This window comes from Actibacterium ureilyticum, from assembly GCF_002285435.1.
GTDB lineage: Bacteria > Pseudomonadota > Alphaproteobacteria > Rhodobacterales > Rhodobacteraceae > Actibacterium_C > Actibacterium_C ureilyticum.
Map to the genome: position 1 here is coordinate 399,021 of NZ_NSBT01000026.1, position 15,178 is coordinate 414,198.

The following is a 15,178-nucleotide window of genomic DNA, read 5'->3' on the forward strand; positions in this document are numbered from 1 at the left end:
GCCTTTCGATCCATTGGATCACCGGAAAAGGGGCGTTATTTCGCCACCGGCCCGATCATCATCACCATCTGACGGCCTTCCATCTTCGGCATGTTTTCGACCTTGCCGATCTCTTTCACGTCCTCGGCCACCCGTTCCAGCAGCTCGCGGCCCAGGTTCTGGTGCGCCATTTCCCGGCCACGGAACCGCAGGGTGACCTTCACCTTGTCGCCGTTTTCCAGGAATTTGAACACGTTGCGCATCTTGACGTCATAGTCATGCGTATCGGTGTTCGGGCGGAACTTGACCTCTTTGACCTCAATGGTCTTCTGCTTCTTGCGGGCCTCGGATTCGCGTTTCTGCTGTTCGTATTTGAACTTGCCGAAATCCATGATCTTGCACACGGGCGGCGTCGCGTTGGGCGAGATTTCCACCAGGTCCAGACCGGCTTCTTCGGCCATTTCCAGGGCGCGGCGCGGCGAGACCACGCCGACATTTTCGCCATCGGCGCCGATCAGGCGGATTTCGGGCGCACGGATGCGATCGTTGACGCGGGGGCCGGTGTCGCGCGTCGGGGGCGCGTTATGAGGTCTGCGGGCTATGGTGCCGTTCCTTCGATAGTTGCTTTAGAGTGCGCGCAAAATAGACGCGCGCCGGGGGCGTTTCAAGCGGCGAATCCATTCGTTTTGTCGGCGGGCTTTCGCCTTTGGGGGGAATTCCGGTTTTCATTCCCCTGTTCACGGGTAAAACCATGCGCGCATATATTGGGCGTAGAACGAATTGAGGACCTCGAAATGAAGAACACCGTTATTGCAATCGTGGCGCTGGCCGCCATCGGGATCGGGGCCTATTTCCTGTTTGGGAACAAGGACGGCAAAGAGGCGATGCAGGACGCCGCCGAGGCCGTGACGGAAACCACCGAAGATGCCGCAACCGCCGCCGGTGACGCGGTCGAGGCCGCGACCGAAGCCGCAGACGACGCGATGGAAGCCGCGGGCGAGGCGGTCGATGCGGCCACCGAAGCCGCCGGTGACGCGATGGAGGCCGTGGGCGAAACCGCCAGCGAAGCCGCTGACGCCGCAACCGAAGCCGCAGGTGAGGCGATGGAGGCCGCCGGTGACGCGGTCGACGCCGCGACCGAGGCAGCGGCCGATGCCGTCGATGCCGCCACCGAAGCCGCAAGCGATGCGGCAGACGCCGTGACCGGAACCGCAAGCGATGCGGCCGACGCGGGCGCCGACGCGATGGAGGCCACCACCGACGCGGCCACCGATACCGCGACCGAAGCGATGGATGCGGCGACTGAAGCCACCGATGCCGCGACCGACGCAGCCACCGATGCCACGGACGCCGCGACCGAAGCCGCCGGCGACGCCGCCGATGCGGCCACGGACACCGCGACTGACGCAACAGATGCCGCGACAGACGCGACCACCGAGGCGACCGATGCCGCCAGCGACGCGATGGGCGCGGCCACCGATGCCGCCACCCCCGACGCGCTGACCGCCGACGGGTTCGACGCCGACGCGGTCGTCAAGATGATCGACGACGCCAACCTGTCGCCGACCGTGGCCGAGCCGCTGAAAGCCGCCGTCAATCAGGCCGGGGACAACCCCGCGCTGGTGCAGGGCGTGCTGGATCAGGTCAAGGCCGCGCTGGGCATGTAAGAACCGGGGGCAACCCCCCAAACGGAAACGCCGCGCCGGGACATCCCCGCGCGGCGTTTTGCGTTTGGGTTCGGGAATTCAGGTGGCGCGGGACAGGGCCTTCATGCCGCGTTCGATCCCCTCCAGCGTCATCGGGACCATGCGGTCCTCGAAGATCTGGCGGATCATCGTGATCGACTGGGTATATTGCCAATAGCGTTCCGGGGTCGGGTTCAGCCACAGATGCCCGGGCCATTGCGCCCGTGCGCGCTGTAGCCAGACCTGGCCGGCTTCCTCGTTCCAGTGCTCGTTCGCGCCGCCGGGCATGGCGACCTCGTAAGGGGACATGCTGGCATCGCCCACGAAGATGCATTTGTAATCCGGGCCATAGGTGCGCAGCACCTCGGCGGTGGGCGTCTGTTGGTCCCAGCGGCGGCGGTTGTCGCGCCAGACGCCCTCGTACAGGCAATTGTGGAAGTAGTAATATTCCAGATGTTTGAATTCCGACCTTGCGGCGGAAAACAGTTCCTCGACCAGCTGGATATAGGGGTCCATCGACCCGCCCACATCCAGAAACAGCAGCACCTTGACCGCGTTGCGCCGCTCGGGCCGGGTTTTCACGTCCAGATAGCCGTGATCGGCGGTGGCGCGGATGGTTTCGTCCAGATCCAGCTCCTCGGCCGCGCCATCCCGTGCCCAGCGGCGCAGGCGTTTCAGCGCGACCTTGATGTTGCGCGTGCCCAGTTCAACGCTGTCGTCCAGGTTCTTGAATTCGCGCTTGTCCCAGACCTTGACCGCGCGCTGGTGGCGCGAGCGGTCCTGGCCGATGCGCACGCCCTCGGGGTTGTAGCCATAGGCGCCGAAGGGGCTGGTCCCGGCGGTGCCGATCCACTTGTTCCCGCCCTGATGCCGGCCCTGCTGTTCCTTGAGCCGTTCGCGCAGGGTGTCCATCAGCTTGTCGAAGCCGCCCAGGGCCTCGATCTCGGCCATTTCCTCGGGGCTCAGATGCTTTTCGGCCATCTTGCGCAGCCAGTCTTCGGGCAGGTTCACGGCATCCAGCGTCTGTTCGAAGCTGATGTTTTCCAACCCCTCGAAGGTCTTGGCAAAGGCCTGATCGAACCGGTCCAGATGGCGCTCGTCCTTCACCATGGCGGTGCGCGCCAGGTAATAGAACCCCTCGACATCATAGGTCACAAGACCCGCCTTCATCCCCTCCAGGAACGCCAGATATTCGCGCAGGCTGACCGGGATGCCCGCCTCGCGCAATGTCTGGAAAAAGGGGATGAACATCGGCTCAGAGCATCCGTTCCAGGAAGATGGTCACGAACATGCCGACCAGCGCAAAGGCCAGCCCGAAAGCCGCGCCATATTGCAGCTTGTCCAGAAACGCGCCGTGCAGCTTGGTGGCGCGGCGGACGCCCATGAAAACGCCAAGAAGGGCGGCGGCGATGACGATCATGTGGATCCTTTCGGGTTCAGCGCCGCCACTTCGCGCAGGCGGCTCCGGATTTCGGTTTCCGAGCCGAAGCCATACCGCGCCCATCCCAGACTGTCGAGCCGGACGGCACGCGCCTCGGCCGGGCGGTCGGTGGCCTCCAGTGCCTCGGCCTTGATCATCAGCATGGTCGCCAGAAGCGCGGCGTTCTGGCCCTCCATCACCGGGGCGAGGTTGTCGTTGATCATCGCGATGGCGGTGGTGAATTCGCCGGTGGTCAGCGCATAGGCGGCCAGGTGCATCGCCACATGCGCGGCGTGCAGGCGGGTGGCGGGATCGGACAGAAACACCTGTTGCGCGGCCACGAACGAGGCCAGCGCAAGGTCGGTATCGTCGGCCTGGTTCAGGCGGCCCTGCGCGAACAGGCTGAAGCCCAGCCGGTTGTCGCGCCAGCCCAGCCCCCGGGCCAGCCCCAGCGCACGGGCGGCGGCGGCGCGGCGGCGGCTGTTGGACATGCGCGGCCCCAGCGCCTGTTCGATGGCGTCGATCCAGGTGCGCGGCGTGGGCTGCACGCGGGCGTCCCCGCCCAGCCCCTGACCGCGCGGGTTCAGCCGCGCCAGAATGCCCGGCACCCGGGCGGCGGCCTGTTCGCGGGTCATGCCGTTATGCAGTTCCGGCGCGTAATAGGTGCGCAGGATCAGCATGTCATAGCCCGTCAGGACATTGTGGAAATTGTCGTCGTTGAACACGCTTTCGGGCAGGCGATAGAGGTCGTTGAGCGGCCCCAGCGCCTGTGCCAGTTCCTCGTGCAGGCAATCGCGGACCTCTTGCGGGCTGACATCGCCGGGCAGGAAGATGGCGACCTGCGTGCGATCGCTCAGCGCGGCCCAGTCCACCAGATCGCTGCGGCGGGCGCGGCGATAGGCGTCCCAGCTGTCGACCCGGGGGGCCACGAAACAGGCCGCGCGCGGCACCAGGCGCTGCAACTGCGCGCGGGGCAGGGATTCGATGGTGATGCTGGCGGGCTGGTCGGCGGGCACGCGGGTGATGGCGATCCCGGCCTCTTGCCGCAGCCGTTGCAGCAGGGCGTTCAGGTCGGTCGACAGGGTGGGGGCGGGCCGTCCCGTCACACGCAGGGTGATCGGCCCCTCGAACCGGGTCATCACCCGCAGGTTGCGGCCGCTTTCCATCTGAAAGCTCAGGTCCAGAAAATCCTGCGCCAGCCGCAGGTTGCTGACCGGCGTCATGGCGGGCCGGGCGGGCGCGAAGGTTTTCATCGGCGGCAGGCCGCCGTCGCCCGCCGGCACGGGCGGGGCGGTGTCGCGGGCCAGCGGCGCGCATCCCGCCAACACCCCCGCCAGAAGAAGGACCGCGATCCGCATGGGCTAGCCCCTTTGATACTTGATGAACGGTGTCACCTGACCGATCCGGTCGTAAAGCTGGCGCGCATTGGTGTTGAAATCCTGCGTCAGCCAATAGACCTGCGGCGCCCCGGCGGCGTCGGCGGCCTGATACACCGCCTCGATCAGCGCGCGGCCCACGCCCTGGCCGCGCACCTCAGGCACGGCATAGAGGTCTTGCAGGTAACACACATTCTCGACCTTCCAGCCGTGGCGGTGGAACAGGTAATGCACCAGCCCCACGGGGGTGCCGTCGATTTCGGCGATCAGGCCGTGGAAATCCTGTGGGTCATCGCCCAGAAGCCGGGCGAAGCTGCTGTCATAGACCGCCGGTGCGACGCTGGCCTCGTAGAAGTCCAGATAGGCGGTCCAAAGCTCCTGCCACGCGGCGCGGTCGGTGTCGCGCAGCGGACGGATCTGCACCGCGCTCATCGCTGGCCCCGCGCCATGAAGGCCAGGCGTTCGAACAGATGCACATCCTGCTCGTTCTTCAGCAGCGCGCCGTGCAGCTTCGGCAGCGCGTTGGCGCCGTCGCGTTTCAGATCCTCGGGCGACAGATCCTCGGCCAGCAGCAGCTTCAGCCAGTCCAGAACCTCGCTGGTCGAGGGCTTCTTCTTCAGCCCCTGGGTCTCGCGCAGTTCGTAGAATTGCGTCAGCGCGGTGGTCAGAAGCTGTTCCTTGATGCCGGGGTGATGGACCTCGACGATCTGGCGCATCGTGTCGATGTCGGGGAAGCGGATATAGTGGAAGAAACACCGCCGCAGGAACGCATCGGGCAGTTCCTTTTCGTTGTTCGACGTGATGATCACCACCGGCCGGGTGCGGGCGCTGACGGTTTCGCCGGTCTCGTAGACGTGGAATTCCATCCGGTCGAGCTCTTGCAGCAGGTCGTTGGGAAATTCGATATCCGCCTTGTCGATCTCGTCGATCAGCAGGACGCATTTCTGGGGCGCCTCGAACGCCTGCCACAGCTTGCCCTTGCGGATGTAATTCTTGACGTCATGCACCCGCTCGTCGCCCAGCTGGCTGTCGCGCAACCGGCTGACCGCATCGTATTCGTACAGCCCCTGCTGCGCGCGGGTGGTGGATTTGATGTGCCATTCGATCATCGGCAGGCCCAGCGACGCCGCCACCTGGCGGGCCAGTTCCGTCTTGCCGGTGCCCGGCTCGCCCTTGACCAGAAGCGGACGTTCCAGCGTCACGGCCGCGTTCACCGCGACGGACAGGTCCTCGGTCGCCACATAAGAATCGGTGCCGGTAAATTTCATTGCTATTTCCTATGCATAGGTCTGCGGGTCCGGCCGAACCTAGCAGGCCTACAAAAAGCCGGAAACCCTCGCTATATGCTAGTGACAATGTTTGCGTGTTGCTTTACACGCTGCCCCATGACCGGATTGCTGAACAATCGAGTCCGTTTGGAACCGGCATGCGGAAGGGAGCAGGTATGAAGGCCGAAGTTTTCTTGCCCAACGATTATCGTCCCGCCGAGGACGAACCATTCATGAACGAACGCCAGCTGGAATATTTCCGACGCAAGCTGCTGGCCTGGAAAGGCGAGCTTCTGAGCGACAGCCGCGACACGATCGAGGGATTGCAGGACAGCACCCGCAACATTCCCGACATCGCCGACCGCGCCAGCGAGGAAACCGACCGGGCGCTGGAGCTGCGCACGCGGGACCGTCAGCGCAAGCTGGTCGCCAAGATCGACGCGGCGCTGCGCCGGATCGACGAAGGCGAATACGGCTATTGCGAAGAGACGGGCGAGCCCATCTCGTTGAAGCGTCTGGACGCGCGTCCGATCGCCACCATGAGCCTCGAGGCGCAGGAACGCCATGAGCGCCGGGAAAAAGTTCACCGCGACGACTGACGGAAAATGTCGATCGGAACGTGACAGAACACCGGGGCCGGAAACCCCGGTGTTTGTGTTCCGAGCGAAGAGGATTTTGGTGTGATAGGGCGTAAGTGCACGGTTCTGGGGGCCGGGATCGGCGGGTTGGCCGTGGCCATTGCCCTGGCGCGCCGGGGCGCGCAGGTGACCGTGCTGGAACAGGCCGCCGGCATCCGCGAGGTCGGCGCGGGGCTGCAGATCAGCCCCAATGGCGCGGTGGTGCTGGATGCGCTGGGCCTGGGTGATGAACTGGAAAGGATCGGCCGTCGGGCACGCGCCGTGCAGCTGGTCGATTACCGCGGCGCGGGGGTCACCCGGCTGAACATGGACCGCGGGCGGGGCTATCATTTCGTGCACCGGGCCGATCTGATCAACATGCTGGCACAGGCCGCGCGCGCGCTGGGCGTGCGGATGCGGCTGTTGCAGCAGGTCTCGACCGTCGAGATCGGCGCCGATGGCGCCTGTCTGACCACGCTGCAGGGCGCGCATCACCGCTGCGAAACGCTGATCGGGGCCGACGGCATTCATTCGGTCGTGCGTCAGGCCATCGGCGACGGCGCGCCCGCGCCTGCATTCACCGGCCATGTGGCCTGGCGGATGACCGTGCCCGTGCCAGAGGCGCCCGCCGACGAGGTGACGGTGCATATGGGGCCGGGGCGGCATCTGGTGCGCTATCCGCTGCGCGACGGGCATCTGATGAACATCGTCGCGGTCGAAGAGCGCGACGACTGGACCGAGGAAAGCTGGAGCCAGGTCGACGATCCCGCCCGTCTGCGCGCGGCCTTTGCCGGGTTCTGCCCCACGGTGCGCGGTCTGCTCGACCGGGTCGACCGGGTGCATCTGTGGGGGCTGTTCCGGCATCCGGTGGCGGACCGCTGGCACAAGGGCGGGGCGGTCATCCTGGGCGATGCGGCCCATCCCACGCTGCCGTTCCTGGCCCAGGGCGCCAACATGGCGCTGGAGGATGCCTGGGTGCTGGCCGATGCGCTGGCCCGGCATGACGATGCGCCGCGCGCCTTTGCCGCCTATCAGGCGGCACGCCGCGACCGCTGCGCCCGGATCGTCGCCGCCGCCAGCCGCAACGCGCGCAACTATCACCTGCGCTTTCCGCCGCTGCGCTTCGCCGCGCATTCCACGCTGCGGCTGACGGGCCGGGTGGCGCCGGGGCATTTGCTGTCGCGGTTCGACTGGCTTTACGATCACGACGTGACCGCCCGCGCGGTTTAGGGGATGGCGCGGCGCCCCGCAGCCGCTAGGCTGATCCCGCCGCCCGATATTGCAGGAGAGCCCGATGGCGCTTGAAGATGCCAAAACCCAGGTCGATACCGCCATCACCCGCAAGGGGCAGCGCGGCCTGTCCTACGAAAACACCTTCGGCGGGGCGACCTCGTTCCTGCGCCGGACCTATACCAAGGACCTGACCGGCGTCGATCTGGCGATCACCGGCGTGCCCTTCGATCAGGCGGTGACCAACCGCCCCGGCACACGGCTGGGCCCGCGCGCGATCCGCGAGGCTTCGGCGTTGCAGGCGCCCGATGCGCCCTATGGCTGGGGGTTCAGCCCGCTCGAGGACTTCGCCATCGTCGATTACGGCGATCTGGCGTTCGACTATGCCAATGTCGCGGGTTTCCCGCAGGCGCTGACCGACCATGTGGCGGGTATTCTGGACGCGGGCGCGGGCTGTATCGCGCTGGGCGGGGATCACTATGTCAGCTTTCCGATCCTGCGCGCCCATGCGGCGAAACACGGGCCGCTGTCGCTCATTCATTTCGACGCCCATTCCGACACCTGGGCCGATGATGACATGGGCCGGATCGACCACGGCACGATGTTCTACAAGGCGGTGAAAACCGGGCTGATCGATCCCGCGCGCTCGGTCCAGGTGGGCATCCGCACGGACAACCCCGACACGCTGGGCGTTCATATCATCGACGCGCCCACGGTGCATGCTCAAAGCCCGGCCGAAACCGCCGCGCAGATCAAGGCGGTGGTGGGCGACATGCCGGCCTATGTCACCTTCGACATCGACGCGCTGGACCCGGCATTTGCCCCCGGCACCGGCACGCCGGTCTGGGGCGGGCTGGCCAGCTGGCAGGCGGGGGCGATCCTGCGCGGGCTGGCGGGGATCAATATGGTCGGCGGCGATGTGGTCGAAGTCTCGCCCCCCTTCGACACCACCGGCGCCACGGCGATCGCGGGCGCCCATGTGGCGATGGAGCTGATCTGCCTGTGGTGCTGGAACAAGCGCAGCGCATGAGGCGGATCATGCTGGGTTTCGCGATCATCCTGACCGTTCTGCTGGTGGCGCTGCAATTGCTGGTGCGGCTGGCCCCGGTCGACCCCGCGCGCTGGCATCAGCCGATTGCGGGGCTTTCGGCGCCCGGCACGCAGCGGCTGGATGGCGGCGCCCGGCACCTGACCCCGCCCATGGACAGGACGCCCGATGCGTTGCTGGCCACGCTGGACCGGATCGCGCGCGACACACCCCGGACGCGGGTCATTGCCGGATCGGTGGCCGAAGGGCGCATTACCTATGAAACCCGCTCGGCATTCTGGGGGTTTCCCGATTACACCACGGTCGAGGCGCGCGGGGATGACGGCGCGGCGCAACTGGCGCTGTTCGCCCGGCTGCGCTTCGGCAAGTCAGATCTTGGCGTCAACGCCGCCCGGATCGACCGCTGGACGGCGGCTTTGGGGCAGGGCGGATGACACGCAGCCCGCGCCGGTATCACGCCACATCGGCACGTTCAGCGACATCTCGCACCGCGCCATGAAAGCCCGGCCATCGACGAACAGGCAGATCTGCTCGCCCAGTTCGACCCGGCCGCCGCTGCTGTCGGTGCAATAGCAATCGATCACCTTGCCACCCGGGCCGGTCACATCGGCATGGGCGGGTCCGGCAAGCAGCGCAGCGATGAGGGCCAGATGTCTCATCCCGCGAATATAACACAAACGCGACCGTCGGAGTCTTGACCCTTTTCGGTGCATCGGCAAAACAGCGCTATGGTTCCTCTCGACAAACTTGCACAGATCACCCAGCGGTTTCAGTTTCTGGAGGCGCGGCTGGCCGAAGGCGGCGGCGACGATTTCGTGGCGATCAGCCGCGAATATGCCGAGCTGCGCCCGGTGGCCGAACAGGTCGCGGCCTATCGCCAGCTGCTGGACGACATCGCCGAGGCCGAGGCGATGCTGGCCGACCCCGAGATGAAGGCCCTGGCCGAGGAGGAACTGCCCGAACTGAAAGCGCGCATCCCCGATCTGGAAGAGGCGCTGCGCCTGGCGTTGTTGCCCAAGGACGCCGCCGATGCCCGCCCCGCGATCATCGAGATTCGCCCCGGCACGGGGGGCGAGGAAGCCGCGCTGTTTGCCGGTGATCTGCTGCGGATGTACCAGCGCTATGCCGAGGCGCGCGGCTGGCAGTTCCAGATCATCGAGGAAACCCAGACCGAACTGGGCGGGATCAAGGAAGTGGTCGCCAATGTCCGGGGCGAGGGGGTCTTTGCCCGGCTGAAATACGAATCCGGCGTGCACCGCGTTCAGCGCGTGCCCGAAACCGAAAGCGGCGGGCGCATCCATACCTCTGCCGCGACCGTCGCCGTGCTGCCCGAGGCCGAAGAGGTCGATATTGACATCCCCGCGGGCGACATCCGCATCGACACGATGCGCGCCAGCGGTGCGGGCGGCCAGCATGTGAACACCACCGATTCCGCGGTGCGCATCACCCACCTGCCATCGGGCATCGTCGTGACCAGCTCTGAGAAGTCGCAACACCGCAACCGCGAGATCGCGATGCAGGTCCTGCGCACCCGGCTTTACGACATGGAACGGCAGAAACTGCACGACGCCCGCGCCGCCGACCGCGCCGCACAGGTGGGTTCGGGCGACCGGTCCGAACGCATCCGCACCTATAACTTTCCCCAAGGGCGCATGACGGATCACCGCATCAACCTGACGCTCTACAAGCTGGATCAGGTGATGCAGGGCGATCTGGACGAGGTCATCGACGCGCTGATCGCCGACCATCAGGCCGCGCTTCTGGCGGAGATGGAGGGGTGAGCATCGGTCAGGCGTTGCGCGACGGTGCGCAGGTTCTGTCTGCGGCGGGGATCACGGACGCCCCGCGCGATGCGCGCCGCCTGATGGCCCATGCGCTGGGGGTGGACCCGGGGCGCATCACGCTTCTGGCCCATGATCCCATGCCGGAAGCCGTGCAAGCCACGTTCCAGGCGATGATCGCCCGCCGCGCCGCCCGCGAACCGGTGTCGAAGATCACTGGCAAGCGCGCCTTCTATGGCCGCGATTTCACCGTGACATCAGATGTGCTCGACCCGCGCCCCGAAACCGAAACCCTGGTGGCATGGGCGCTGTCGGCCCCGTTTCGCAACGTGCTGGATCTGGGCACGGGCAGCGGTTGCATCCTGATCACCCTGCTGGCCGAACGGTCCGATGCGCATGGGGTCGGGCTCGACCTGTCGCCCGCCGCGCTGCAGGTGGCCGAACAGAACGCACAGGCGCTGGGTGTGGCCGGTCGCGCCCGGTTCCAGCAATCGGATTGGTGCGCAGTGCTGCCCGAAAGCCAATCGTTTGACCTGATTGTTTCCAACCCGCCCTATATCGCGCTGGATGAGCTGCCGGACCTGTCACCCGAGGTGCTTGGCCATGACCCGCGCATCGCCCTGACGGACGAGGGGGACGGGCTGCAAGCCTATCGCGCAATCGCCGCTCAGGCGCCGGGCCATCTGCGCGCGGGCGGGCGGATGGCCGTGGAAATCGGCCCCACACAGGGCGCCGCCGTCAGCCGGCTTTTTCGGGACGTGGGGCTTGAAAACGTCGCCATCCACCCCGATCTCGATCACAGGGACAGGGTCGTCACCGGCCAAAAACCGGCATGACACCCGTCGCGAAAATGCGCAACATATCGCGTTTCCCAGCGGGAAAACGCCCATTTGCGACATTTTTCGCTTGTCTTGCAGGCACCGGCATGGTTAGTCGGGTATGTGGCAGACGGGTAGCAGATTTTGCACCCCCCGCAAGCATAAGCCAACAGTTGAGCTGATCCGGCAGAACCCCATGCATGAGGCATGGAACGGATCACAAGAAGCCAAGATAAGGCTGGATACCAGAAAACAACATGAGATCATCCAAGTCACGTTCGCGTTCGAAATCGAACCGCTCGCGCTCGATGGGCAACATCGTAAATCGTGTGTTCGACAGCTCGGGCCCCGAGGGCAAGGTGCGGGGCACCCCGCAGCAGATTATCGACAAATACAACCAGCTGGCACGCGATGCGCAGCTCTCGAATGACCGCGTCGCGGCCGAGAACTTCCAGCAGCACGCCGAACACTATACCCGCCTTCTGGGCGAGGCGCAGCGCGAGCAGGACGCCCGCCGCGAGCAGCAGGAACAGCAGAACCGCGAACGCCAGGCGCAGCGCGAGCAATCGCAACCGTCCGAGCCGAAAGCCGAAACCGCCGCACAGGACGAGAAATCGACCGAAAGCGATGTGATCGACCTGGCCGATGTCAAGGGCGACAGCGGTCTGGTGGACACGCCCGAGGCCGCCCCGGCGCCGAAACGCCGCGCCCCGCGCAAACCGCGCGCCAAGGCCGAAGCGTCCCAGGAAACCCCCGCCAATGACGGGCCGGATTCCACCGAACAACCCTCGGTCGCCGAATAAGCCCGACCCGTCTGTCTAGGATGCGGCCCCGTCCAGCGACCGGGCCAGCGCGCAGAACGCCTCCAGCGGGACCTGTTCGGCGCGTTCGGTGGGCGTAATGCCCGCCGCCTGCAGATGGGCCTCGATATCGGGGCTCAACCCCTTCAGGCTCGACCGCAGCATCTTGCGCCGCTGGTTGAACGCCGTGGCCACGACCCGCGACAGGGTCTCGGGATCGGCGGGATACAGCGGCTCGGGCCGCGCCACCAGATGCACCACGGCGGAACTGACCTTGGGCGGCGGGGTAAACGCCCCCGGCGGAAGGCTCATCACGATGCGCGCCTCGGCCCGCCATTGCGCCAGGATCGCCAACCGGCCATAGGCCTTGCCGCCGGGCTGCGCCACGATCCGCTCGGCGACCTCTTTCTGGAACATCAATGTCAGGCTCTGCCAAAAGGGCGGCCAGGCGGGCGGCGTCAGCCACCGCACCAGCAATTCGGTTCCCACATTATAGGGCAGGTTCGCCACCACCCGCACCGGCGGGGTCAGATGCGCCAGCACGTCCAGCTCCAGCGCATCGGCATTCACCACCTCCAGCCGCCCGGGATAGGCTTCGGCGATCTCGGCCAGCGCCGGCAGACAGCGCGCGTCCTTCTCCACCGCCAGAACCCGGCGCGCGCCTTGGGCCAGCAACCCGCGCGTCAATCCGCCGGGACCGGGCCCGATTTCCAGCACGTCGCACGCGCTCAGATCGCCCGCCTGCCGCGCGATCTTGGCGGTCAGGTTCAGATCCAGCAGGAAATTCTGACCCAGCGATTTCCGCGCCGACAGCCCGTGTTCGGCGATCACGGCGCGCAAGGGGGGCAACCCGTCAATCGTGGCCATCGCGCGCCCCTTCTTCTTGGTCGAAATACTCCGGGGGAATCGCCCGCAAGGGCGATGGGGGCAGCGCCCCCGTACCTGCCCGGCTCATGCCACGGCCCCCCGTGCAGCGGCCATCCGGCCCGCCATGCGCAGCGCGGCAATCAGGCTGCCCGCCGACGCGATCCCCTGGCGCGCGATATCGAACGCGGTGCCATGATCGGGCGAGGTTCGTACGAACGGCAACCCCAGCGTCACATTGACCCCGCCGTCGAAATCCAGCGTCTTGATGGGTATCAGCGCCTGATCGTGATACATCGCCACCGCCACGTCATAGCCCGCCCGTGCGGCGGCGTGAAACATCGTATCGGCGGATGCGGGCCCGCGCAGATCCAGCCCCTCGGCCCGCAGCGCGTCCAGAACCGGGATGATCCGCATGATCTCCTCGCGGCCCATCGCGCCGCCTTCGCCCGCATGCGGGTTCAGCCCCGCCACCGCGATGCGCGGGGCCGGGATGCCGAAATCACGGATCAGCGCCGCATGGGTGATCCGCAGCGTGTCACGCAGCAGATCGGCGCTCAGCGCCTCGGGCACCTGCGACAGGGGGATGTGGATCGTCACCGGCACCACCCGCAGCGCGTCGCAGGCCAGCATCATCACCACCCGCTCCACCCCCGCCAGATGGGCCAGGTATTCGGTATGGCCGGGAAAGGCGAAACCGGCGCCGTCCTGTAGTGCTTTCTTGTGGATGGGGTTGGTGCAGACCGCCGCTGCCGCGCCCGATTGCACCAGATCGACCGCGCGCGCGATCACGTCGACCACGCCCTGGGCGTTTTCGGACGTGGCCTGTCCGGGCCGGGCGGGTGCGGAAAAATCATGGCGCAGCACGGGCAGGGCGGTGGCCATCGCGGCGCCCGCCTGGGACGGATGGGCGATCTCGGCCACCGGGGTGCCCGCGGGCAGATGCGCGGGGTCGCCGATCCAGAAGAACGGCACATCGCCTTTTAGCGCCGCCCAGGCGGCCACGGTGATCTCGGGGCCGATGCCCGCGGGTTCACCGCAGGTCAGGGCGATGGGCAGGGTCATGGGGTGCGAATGATCGCGTCGGCGCGCAGCTCGGCCAGATAGCCATCGGCGTAAGAGGCCAGGCGCTGGTTGCGCAGCCGGTTGCGCACCGCGTCGCGGTCCACATCCTCGCTCGCCTGCGTCGTGCGCCCGCACAGCATCAACAGCGACACGGTGCCGCCGCTGCGGATCGTGGTGGTCTCGCCAGTGTCCAGCTTGGCCAGTTCCAGCGCGATGTCCTGCGGGATCTCGGCCACCGGCTTGACCTCGCGCAGCAGCCGCTCCTCGGGGAGGTCCTTGGCCACACCGTAAAGGTCATCGCAGGTGTCGATGCGGGTGGCGATCCTGGCAGCCTCTGCCGCGCCATCCTCGGGCAGCAGGAACTGGGCATATTCCACCGACAGCGTTTCCGGCGTGCCGGCGTCCAGCTCTTCGATCGCGCGCAGCTGGAACAGGGCGATGGCATTGGTGATCGGGATCGGATCGCTGACCTCGCCCGGGCCCAGCGACAGCACGATCGACGCCAGTTGCGGCGGCAGGTTCGACAGCTCCAGCCAGTCGATGCGCCCGCCGCGCCCGCTAGAGCCCGATACCGAATAGCGCCGGGCGGCGGCGGCAAAGGCCTCGGGCGTGGTGATCTCGCGGACCAGCCGTTCGGCCAGCGCCTGGGATTGTTGCTGGAATGCCGGGGTGTCGGCGCGCAGCAGGATTTCCGACAGCAGCACCCGCGCCCCGCCGCTGCGCGACGACAGCGCCACGGCGCGGTCGATCTCGGATTCGGTGATCTGCGAACGGGGGCCGAAGCGGTTGCGGACGACCTCGCGCCACAGCAATTGCGGCTCGATCAGGTCGACCAGCGCCTCGCGGCTGATGCCGTTGCCGGCCATGAACTGCAACAGCTGGTCGGCGCTCAGATTGCCACGCGCGCCGAATTCCTCCAGCCCCGCCTGCAGTTGCTCGTCATCCAGCGACAGGCCCTGCGCGGCCGCCGCATCCAGGCGCAGCCGATCCTCGATCAGCGCGTCCAGCGCGGTTTCCTCGAGGTTGCCGGGGCTGCCCAGCACCCGCAGCAGGTTCATCCGCTGGGTGACTTCGAAATTCGTGATCGCGCGGTCGTTCACGATCATCCGGGGGGCATAGGGGTTGGCGTTCTGGGCCTGTGCCGGTCCCATCACCCCCGCCAGCAGCGTCAGGGTAAGGGCGATCAGGCGTGTCAGTCGCGGCATTTTCTGCTCCGTTCTGCGCATC

General features: G+C 66.7%; 18 protein-coding genes. 8 read left to right on the plus strand and 10 right to left on the minus strand.

Annotated elements, in window-relative coordinates; genetic code table 11:
- Positions 1-35 precede the first annotated feature (35 nt).
- Complete coding sequence (gene infC, locus CLM60_RS10595) at positions 36-581, minus strand: translation initiation factor IF-3 (protein WP_095589113.1); 546 nt, start codon at positions 579-581, stop codon at positions 36-38.
- A 192-nt stretch (positions 582-773) separates the two neighbouring features.
- Here infC and CLM60_RS21330 point away from each other — a divergent pair, with 192 nt between their 5' ends.
- A complete protein-coding gene (locus CLM60_RS21330) occupies positions 774-1,646 on the plus strand; it encodes a translation initiation factor 3 (protein WP_095589114.1) in 873 nt (290 codons plus the stop codon).
- Positions 1,647-1,724: 78 nt separating this feature from the next.
- On the opposite strand, the gene CLM60_RS10605 is transcribed toward CLM60_RS21330, so the two are convergent.
- From CLM60_RS10605 to CLM60_RS10625, 5 genes are read right to left on the minus strand one after another with little or no spacing between them, the layout of a single operon-like run.
- The gene (locus CLM60_RS10605) at positions 1,725-2,915 is read right to left on the minus strand and encodes a vWA domain-containing protein (protein ID WP_095589115.1); all 1,191 of its coding nucleotides are present in this window, start codon (positions 2,913-2,915) and stop codon (positions 1,725-1,727) included.
- A gap of 4 nt (positions 2,916-2,919) precedes the next feature.
- On the minus strand, positions 2,920-3,084 hold the full coding sequence (locus tag CLM60_RS20925; RefSeq protein WP_095589116.1) for a hypothetical protein: 165 nt from the start codon (positions 3,082-3,084) through the stop codon (positions 2,920-2,922).
- Positions 3,081-4,442 (minus strand): DUF2927 domain-containing protein, encoded by a 1,362-nt coding sequence (locus tag CLM60_RS10615; RefSeq protein WP_095589117.1) that lies wholly within the window; start codon positions 4,440-4,442, stop codon positions 3,081-3,083. Before CLM60_RS10615 ends, CLM60_RS20925 begins: the two co-directional genes overlap by 4 nt.
- Positions 4,443-4,445: 3 nt before the next feature.
- Positions 4,446-4,892 (minus strand): GNAT family N-acetyltransferase, encoded by a 447-nt coding sequence (locus CLM60_RS10620; RefSeq protein WP_095589118.1) that lies wholly within the window; start codon positions 4,890-4,892, stop codon positions 4,446-4,448.
- On the minus strand, positions 4,889-5,728 hold the full coding sequence (locus CLM60_RS10625) for an AAA family ATPase (protein ID WP_095589119.1): 840 nt from the start codon (positions 5,726-5,728) through the stop codon (positions 4,889-4,891). The genes CLM60_RS10620 and CLM60_RS10625 overlap by 4 nt, the downstream gene beginning before the upstream one ends.
- A 176-nt stretch (positions 5,729-5,904) precedes the next feature.
- Between CLM60_RS10625 and dksA the strand changes: the two genes are divergently transcribed.
- From dksA to CLM60_RS10645, 4 genes are all read left to right on the plus strand, one after another.
- Positions 5,905-6,327: an RNA polymerase-binding protein DksA gene (gene dksA, locus CLM60_RS10630; protein ID WP_095589120.1), complete on the plus strand. Its 423-nt coding sequence runs from the start codon at positions 5,905-5,907 to the stop codon at positions 6,325-6,327.
- A gap of 81 nt (positions 6,328-6,408) precedes the next feature.
- On the plus strand, positions 6,409-7,575 hold the full coding sequence (locus tag CLM60_RS10635; protein WP_095589121.1) for an FAD-dependent monooxygenase: 1,167 nt from the start codon (positions 6,409-6,411) through the stop codon (positions 7,573-7,575).
- 64 nt (positions 7,576-7,639) lie between these two features.
- A complete protein-coding gene (gene speB, locus CLM60_RS10640) occupies positions 7,640-8,605 on the plus strand; it encodes an agmatinase (RefSeq protein ID WP_095589122.1) in 966 nt (321 codons plus the stop codon).
- Positions 8,606-8,613: 8 nt separating this feature from the next.
- Positions 8,614-9,057 carry a DUF1499 domain-containing protein gene (locus CLM60_RS10645; protein ID WP_095589347.1) on the plus strand — a complete coding sequence of 148 codons (444 nt, stop codon included), beginning with the start codon at positions 8,614-8,616 and terminating at the stop codon, positions 9,055-9,057.
- On the opposite strand, the gene CLM60_RS10650 is transcribed toward CLM60_RS10645, so the two are convergent.
- Positions 8,992-9,282 (minus strand): hypothetical protein, encoded by a 291-nt coding sequence (locus CLM60_RS10650; RefSeq protein ID WP_095589348.1) that lies wholly within the window; start codon positions 9,280-9,282, stop codon positions 8,992-8,994. The genes CLM60_RS10645 and CLM60_RS10650 overlap by 66 nt on opposite strands.
- A 69-nt stretch (positions 9,283-9,351) precedes the next feature.
- On the opposite strand from CLM60_RS10650, the gene prfA reads away from it, so the two are divergent.
- The 3 genes from prfA (at position 9,352) to CLM60_RS10665 (ending at position 12,025) form a co-directional block, all read left to right on the plus strand.
- Positions 9,352-10,404 (plus strand): peptide chain release factor 1, encoded by a 1,053-nt coding sequence (gene prfA, locus CLM60_RS10655; protein WP_095589123.1) that lies wholly within the window; start codon positions 9,352-9,354, stop codon positions 10,402-10,404.
- Positions 10,401-11,240, plus strand: a complete 840-nt coding sequence (gene prmC / locus CLM60_RS10660; RefSeq protein ID WP_095589124.1) for a peptide chain release factor N(5)-glutamine methyltransferase — start codon at positions 10,401-10,403, stop codon at positions 11,238-11,240. The genes prfA and prmC overlap by 4 nt, the downstream gene beginning before the upstream one ends.
- 239 nt (positions 11,241-11,479) lie before the next feature.
- Complete coding sequence (locus CLM60_RS10665) at positions 11,480-12,025, plus strand: DUF4167 domain-containing protein (RefSeq protein ID WP_095589125.1); 546 nt, start codon at positions 11,480-11,482, stop codon at positions 12,023-12,025.
- 15 nt (positions 12,026-12,040) lie between these two features.
- Here the strand turns inward: CLM60_RS10665 and rsmA are convergent, their stop codons facing one another.
- The 3 genes from rsmA to CLM60_RS10680 form a co-directional block, all read right to left on the minus strand.
- Positions 12,041-12,889, minus strand: coding sequence for a 16S rRNA (adenine(1518)-N(6)/adenine(1519)-N(6))-dimethyltransferase RsmA (gene rsmA / locus CLM60_RS10670; RefSeq protein ID WP_095589126.1), 849 nt, complete (start codon positions 12,887-12,889; stop codon positions 12,041-12,043).
- Between the two features lie 84 nt (positions 12,890-12,973).
- Positions 12,974-13,951 (minus strand): 4-hydroxythreonine-4-phosphate dehydrogenase PdxA, encoded by a 978-nt coding sequence (gene pdxA, locus CLM60_RS10675; RefSeq protein WP_095589127.1) that lies wholly within the window; start codon positions 13,949-13,951, stop codon positions 12,974-12,976.
- The gene (locus CLM60_RS10680; RefSeq protein ID WP_095589128.1) at positions 13,948-15,177 is read right to left on the minus strand and encodes a peptidylprolyl isomerase; all 1,230 of its coding nucleotides are present in this window, start codon (positions 15,175-15,177) and stop codon (positions 13,948-13,950) included. Before CLM60_RS10680 ends, pdxA begins: the two co-directional genes overlap by 4 nt.
- Position 15,178: the final 1 nt, after the last annotated feature.

Bases quoted from the DNA above. Each gene is read 5' to 3' on its own strand.
- CLM60_RS20925 (WP_095589116.1), bottom strand. From the start codon at position 3,084: ATGATCGTCATCGCCGCCGCCCTTCTTGGCGTTTTCATGGGCGTCCGC.
- CLM60_RS10650 (WP_095589348.1), bottom strand. From the start codon at position 9,282: ATGAGACATCTGGCCCTCATCGCTGCGCTGCTTGCCGGACCCGCCCAT.
- speB (WP_095589122.1), top strand. From the start codon at position 7,640: ATGGCGCTTGAAGATGCCAAAACCCAGGTCGATACCGCCATCACCCGC.
- prfA (WP_095589123.1), top strand. From the start codon at position 9,352: ATGGTTCCTCTCGACAAACTTGCACAGATCACCCAGCGGTTTCAGTTT.
- CLM60_RS10645 (WP_095589347.1), top strand. From the start codon at position 8,614: ATGCTGGGTTTCGCGATCATCCTGACCGTTCTGCTGGTGGCGCTGCAA.
- CLM60_RS10625 (WP_095589119.1), bottom strand. From the start codon at position 5,728: ATGAAATTTACCGGCACCGATTCTTATGTGGCGACCGAGGACCTGTCC.
- rsmA (WP_095589126.1), bottom strand. From the start codon at position 12,889: ATGGCCACGATTGACGGGTTGCCCCCCTTGCGCGCCGTGATCGCCGAA.
- CLM60_RS21330 (WP_095589114.1), top strand. From the start codon at position 774: ATGAAGAACACCGTTATTGCAATCGTGGCGCTGGCCGCCATCGGGATC.
- CLM60_RS10615 (WP_095589117.1), bottom strand. From the start codon at position 4,442: ATGCGGATCGCGGTCCTTCTTCTGGCGGGGGTGTTGGCGGGATGCGCG.
- CLM60_RS10665 (WP_095589125.1), top strand. From the start codon at position 11,480: ATGAGATCATCCAAGTCACGTTCGCGTTCGAAATCGAACCGCTCGCGC.
- pdxA (WP_095589127.1), bottom strand. From the start codon at position 13,951: ATGACCCTGCCCATCGCCCTGACCTGCGGTGAACCCGCGGGCATCGGC.
- CLM60_RS10605 (WP_095589115.1), bottom strand. From the start codon at position 2,915: ATGTTCATCCCCTTTTTCCAGACATTGCGCGAGGCGGGCATCCCGGTC.
- dksA (WP_095589120.1), top strand. From the start codon at position 5,905: ATGAAGGCCGAAGTTTTCTTGCCCAACGATTATCGTCCCGCCGAGGAC.
- CLM60_RS10680 (WP_095589128.1), bottom strand. From the start codon at position 15,177: ATGCGCAGAACGGAGCAGAAAATGCCGCGACTGACACGCCTGATCGCC.
- CLM60_RS10620 (WP_095589118.1), bottom strand. From the start codon at position 4,892: ATGAGCGCGGTGCAGATCCGTCCGCTGCGCGACACCGACCGCGCCGCG.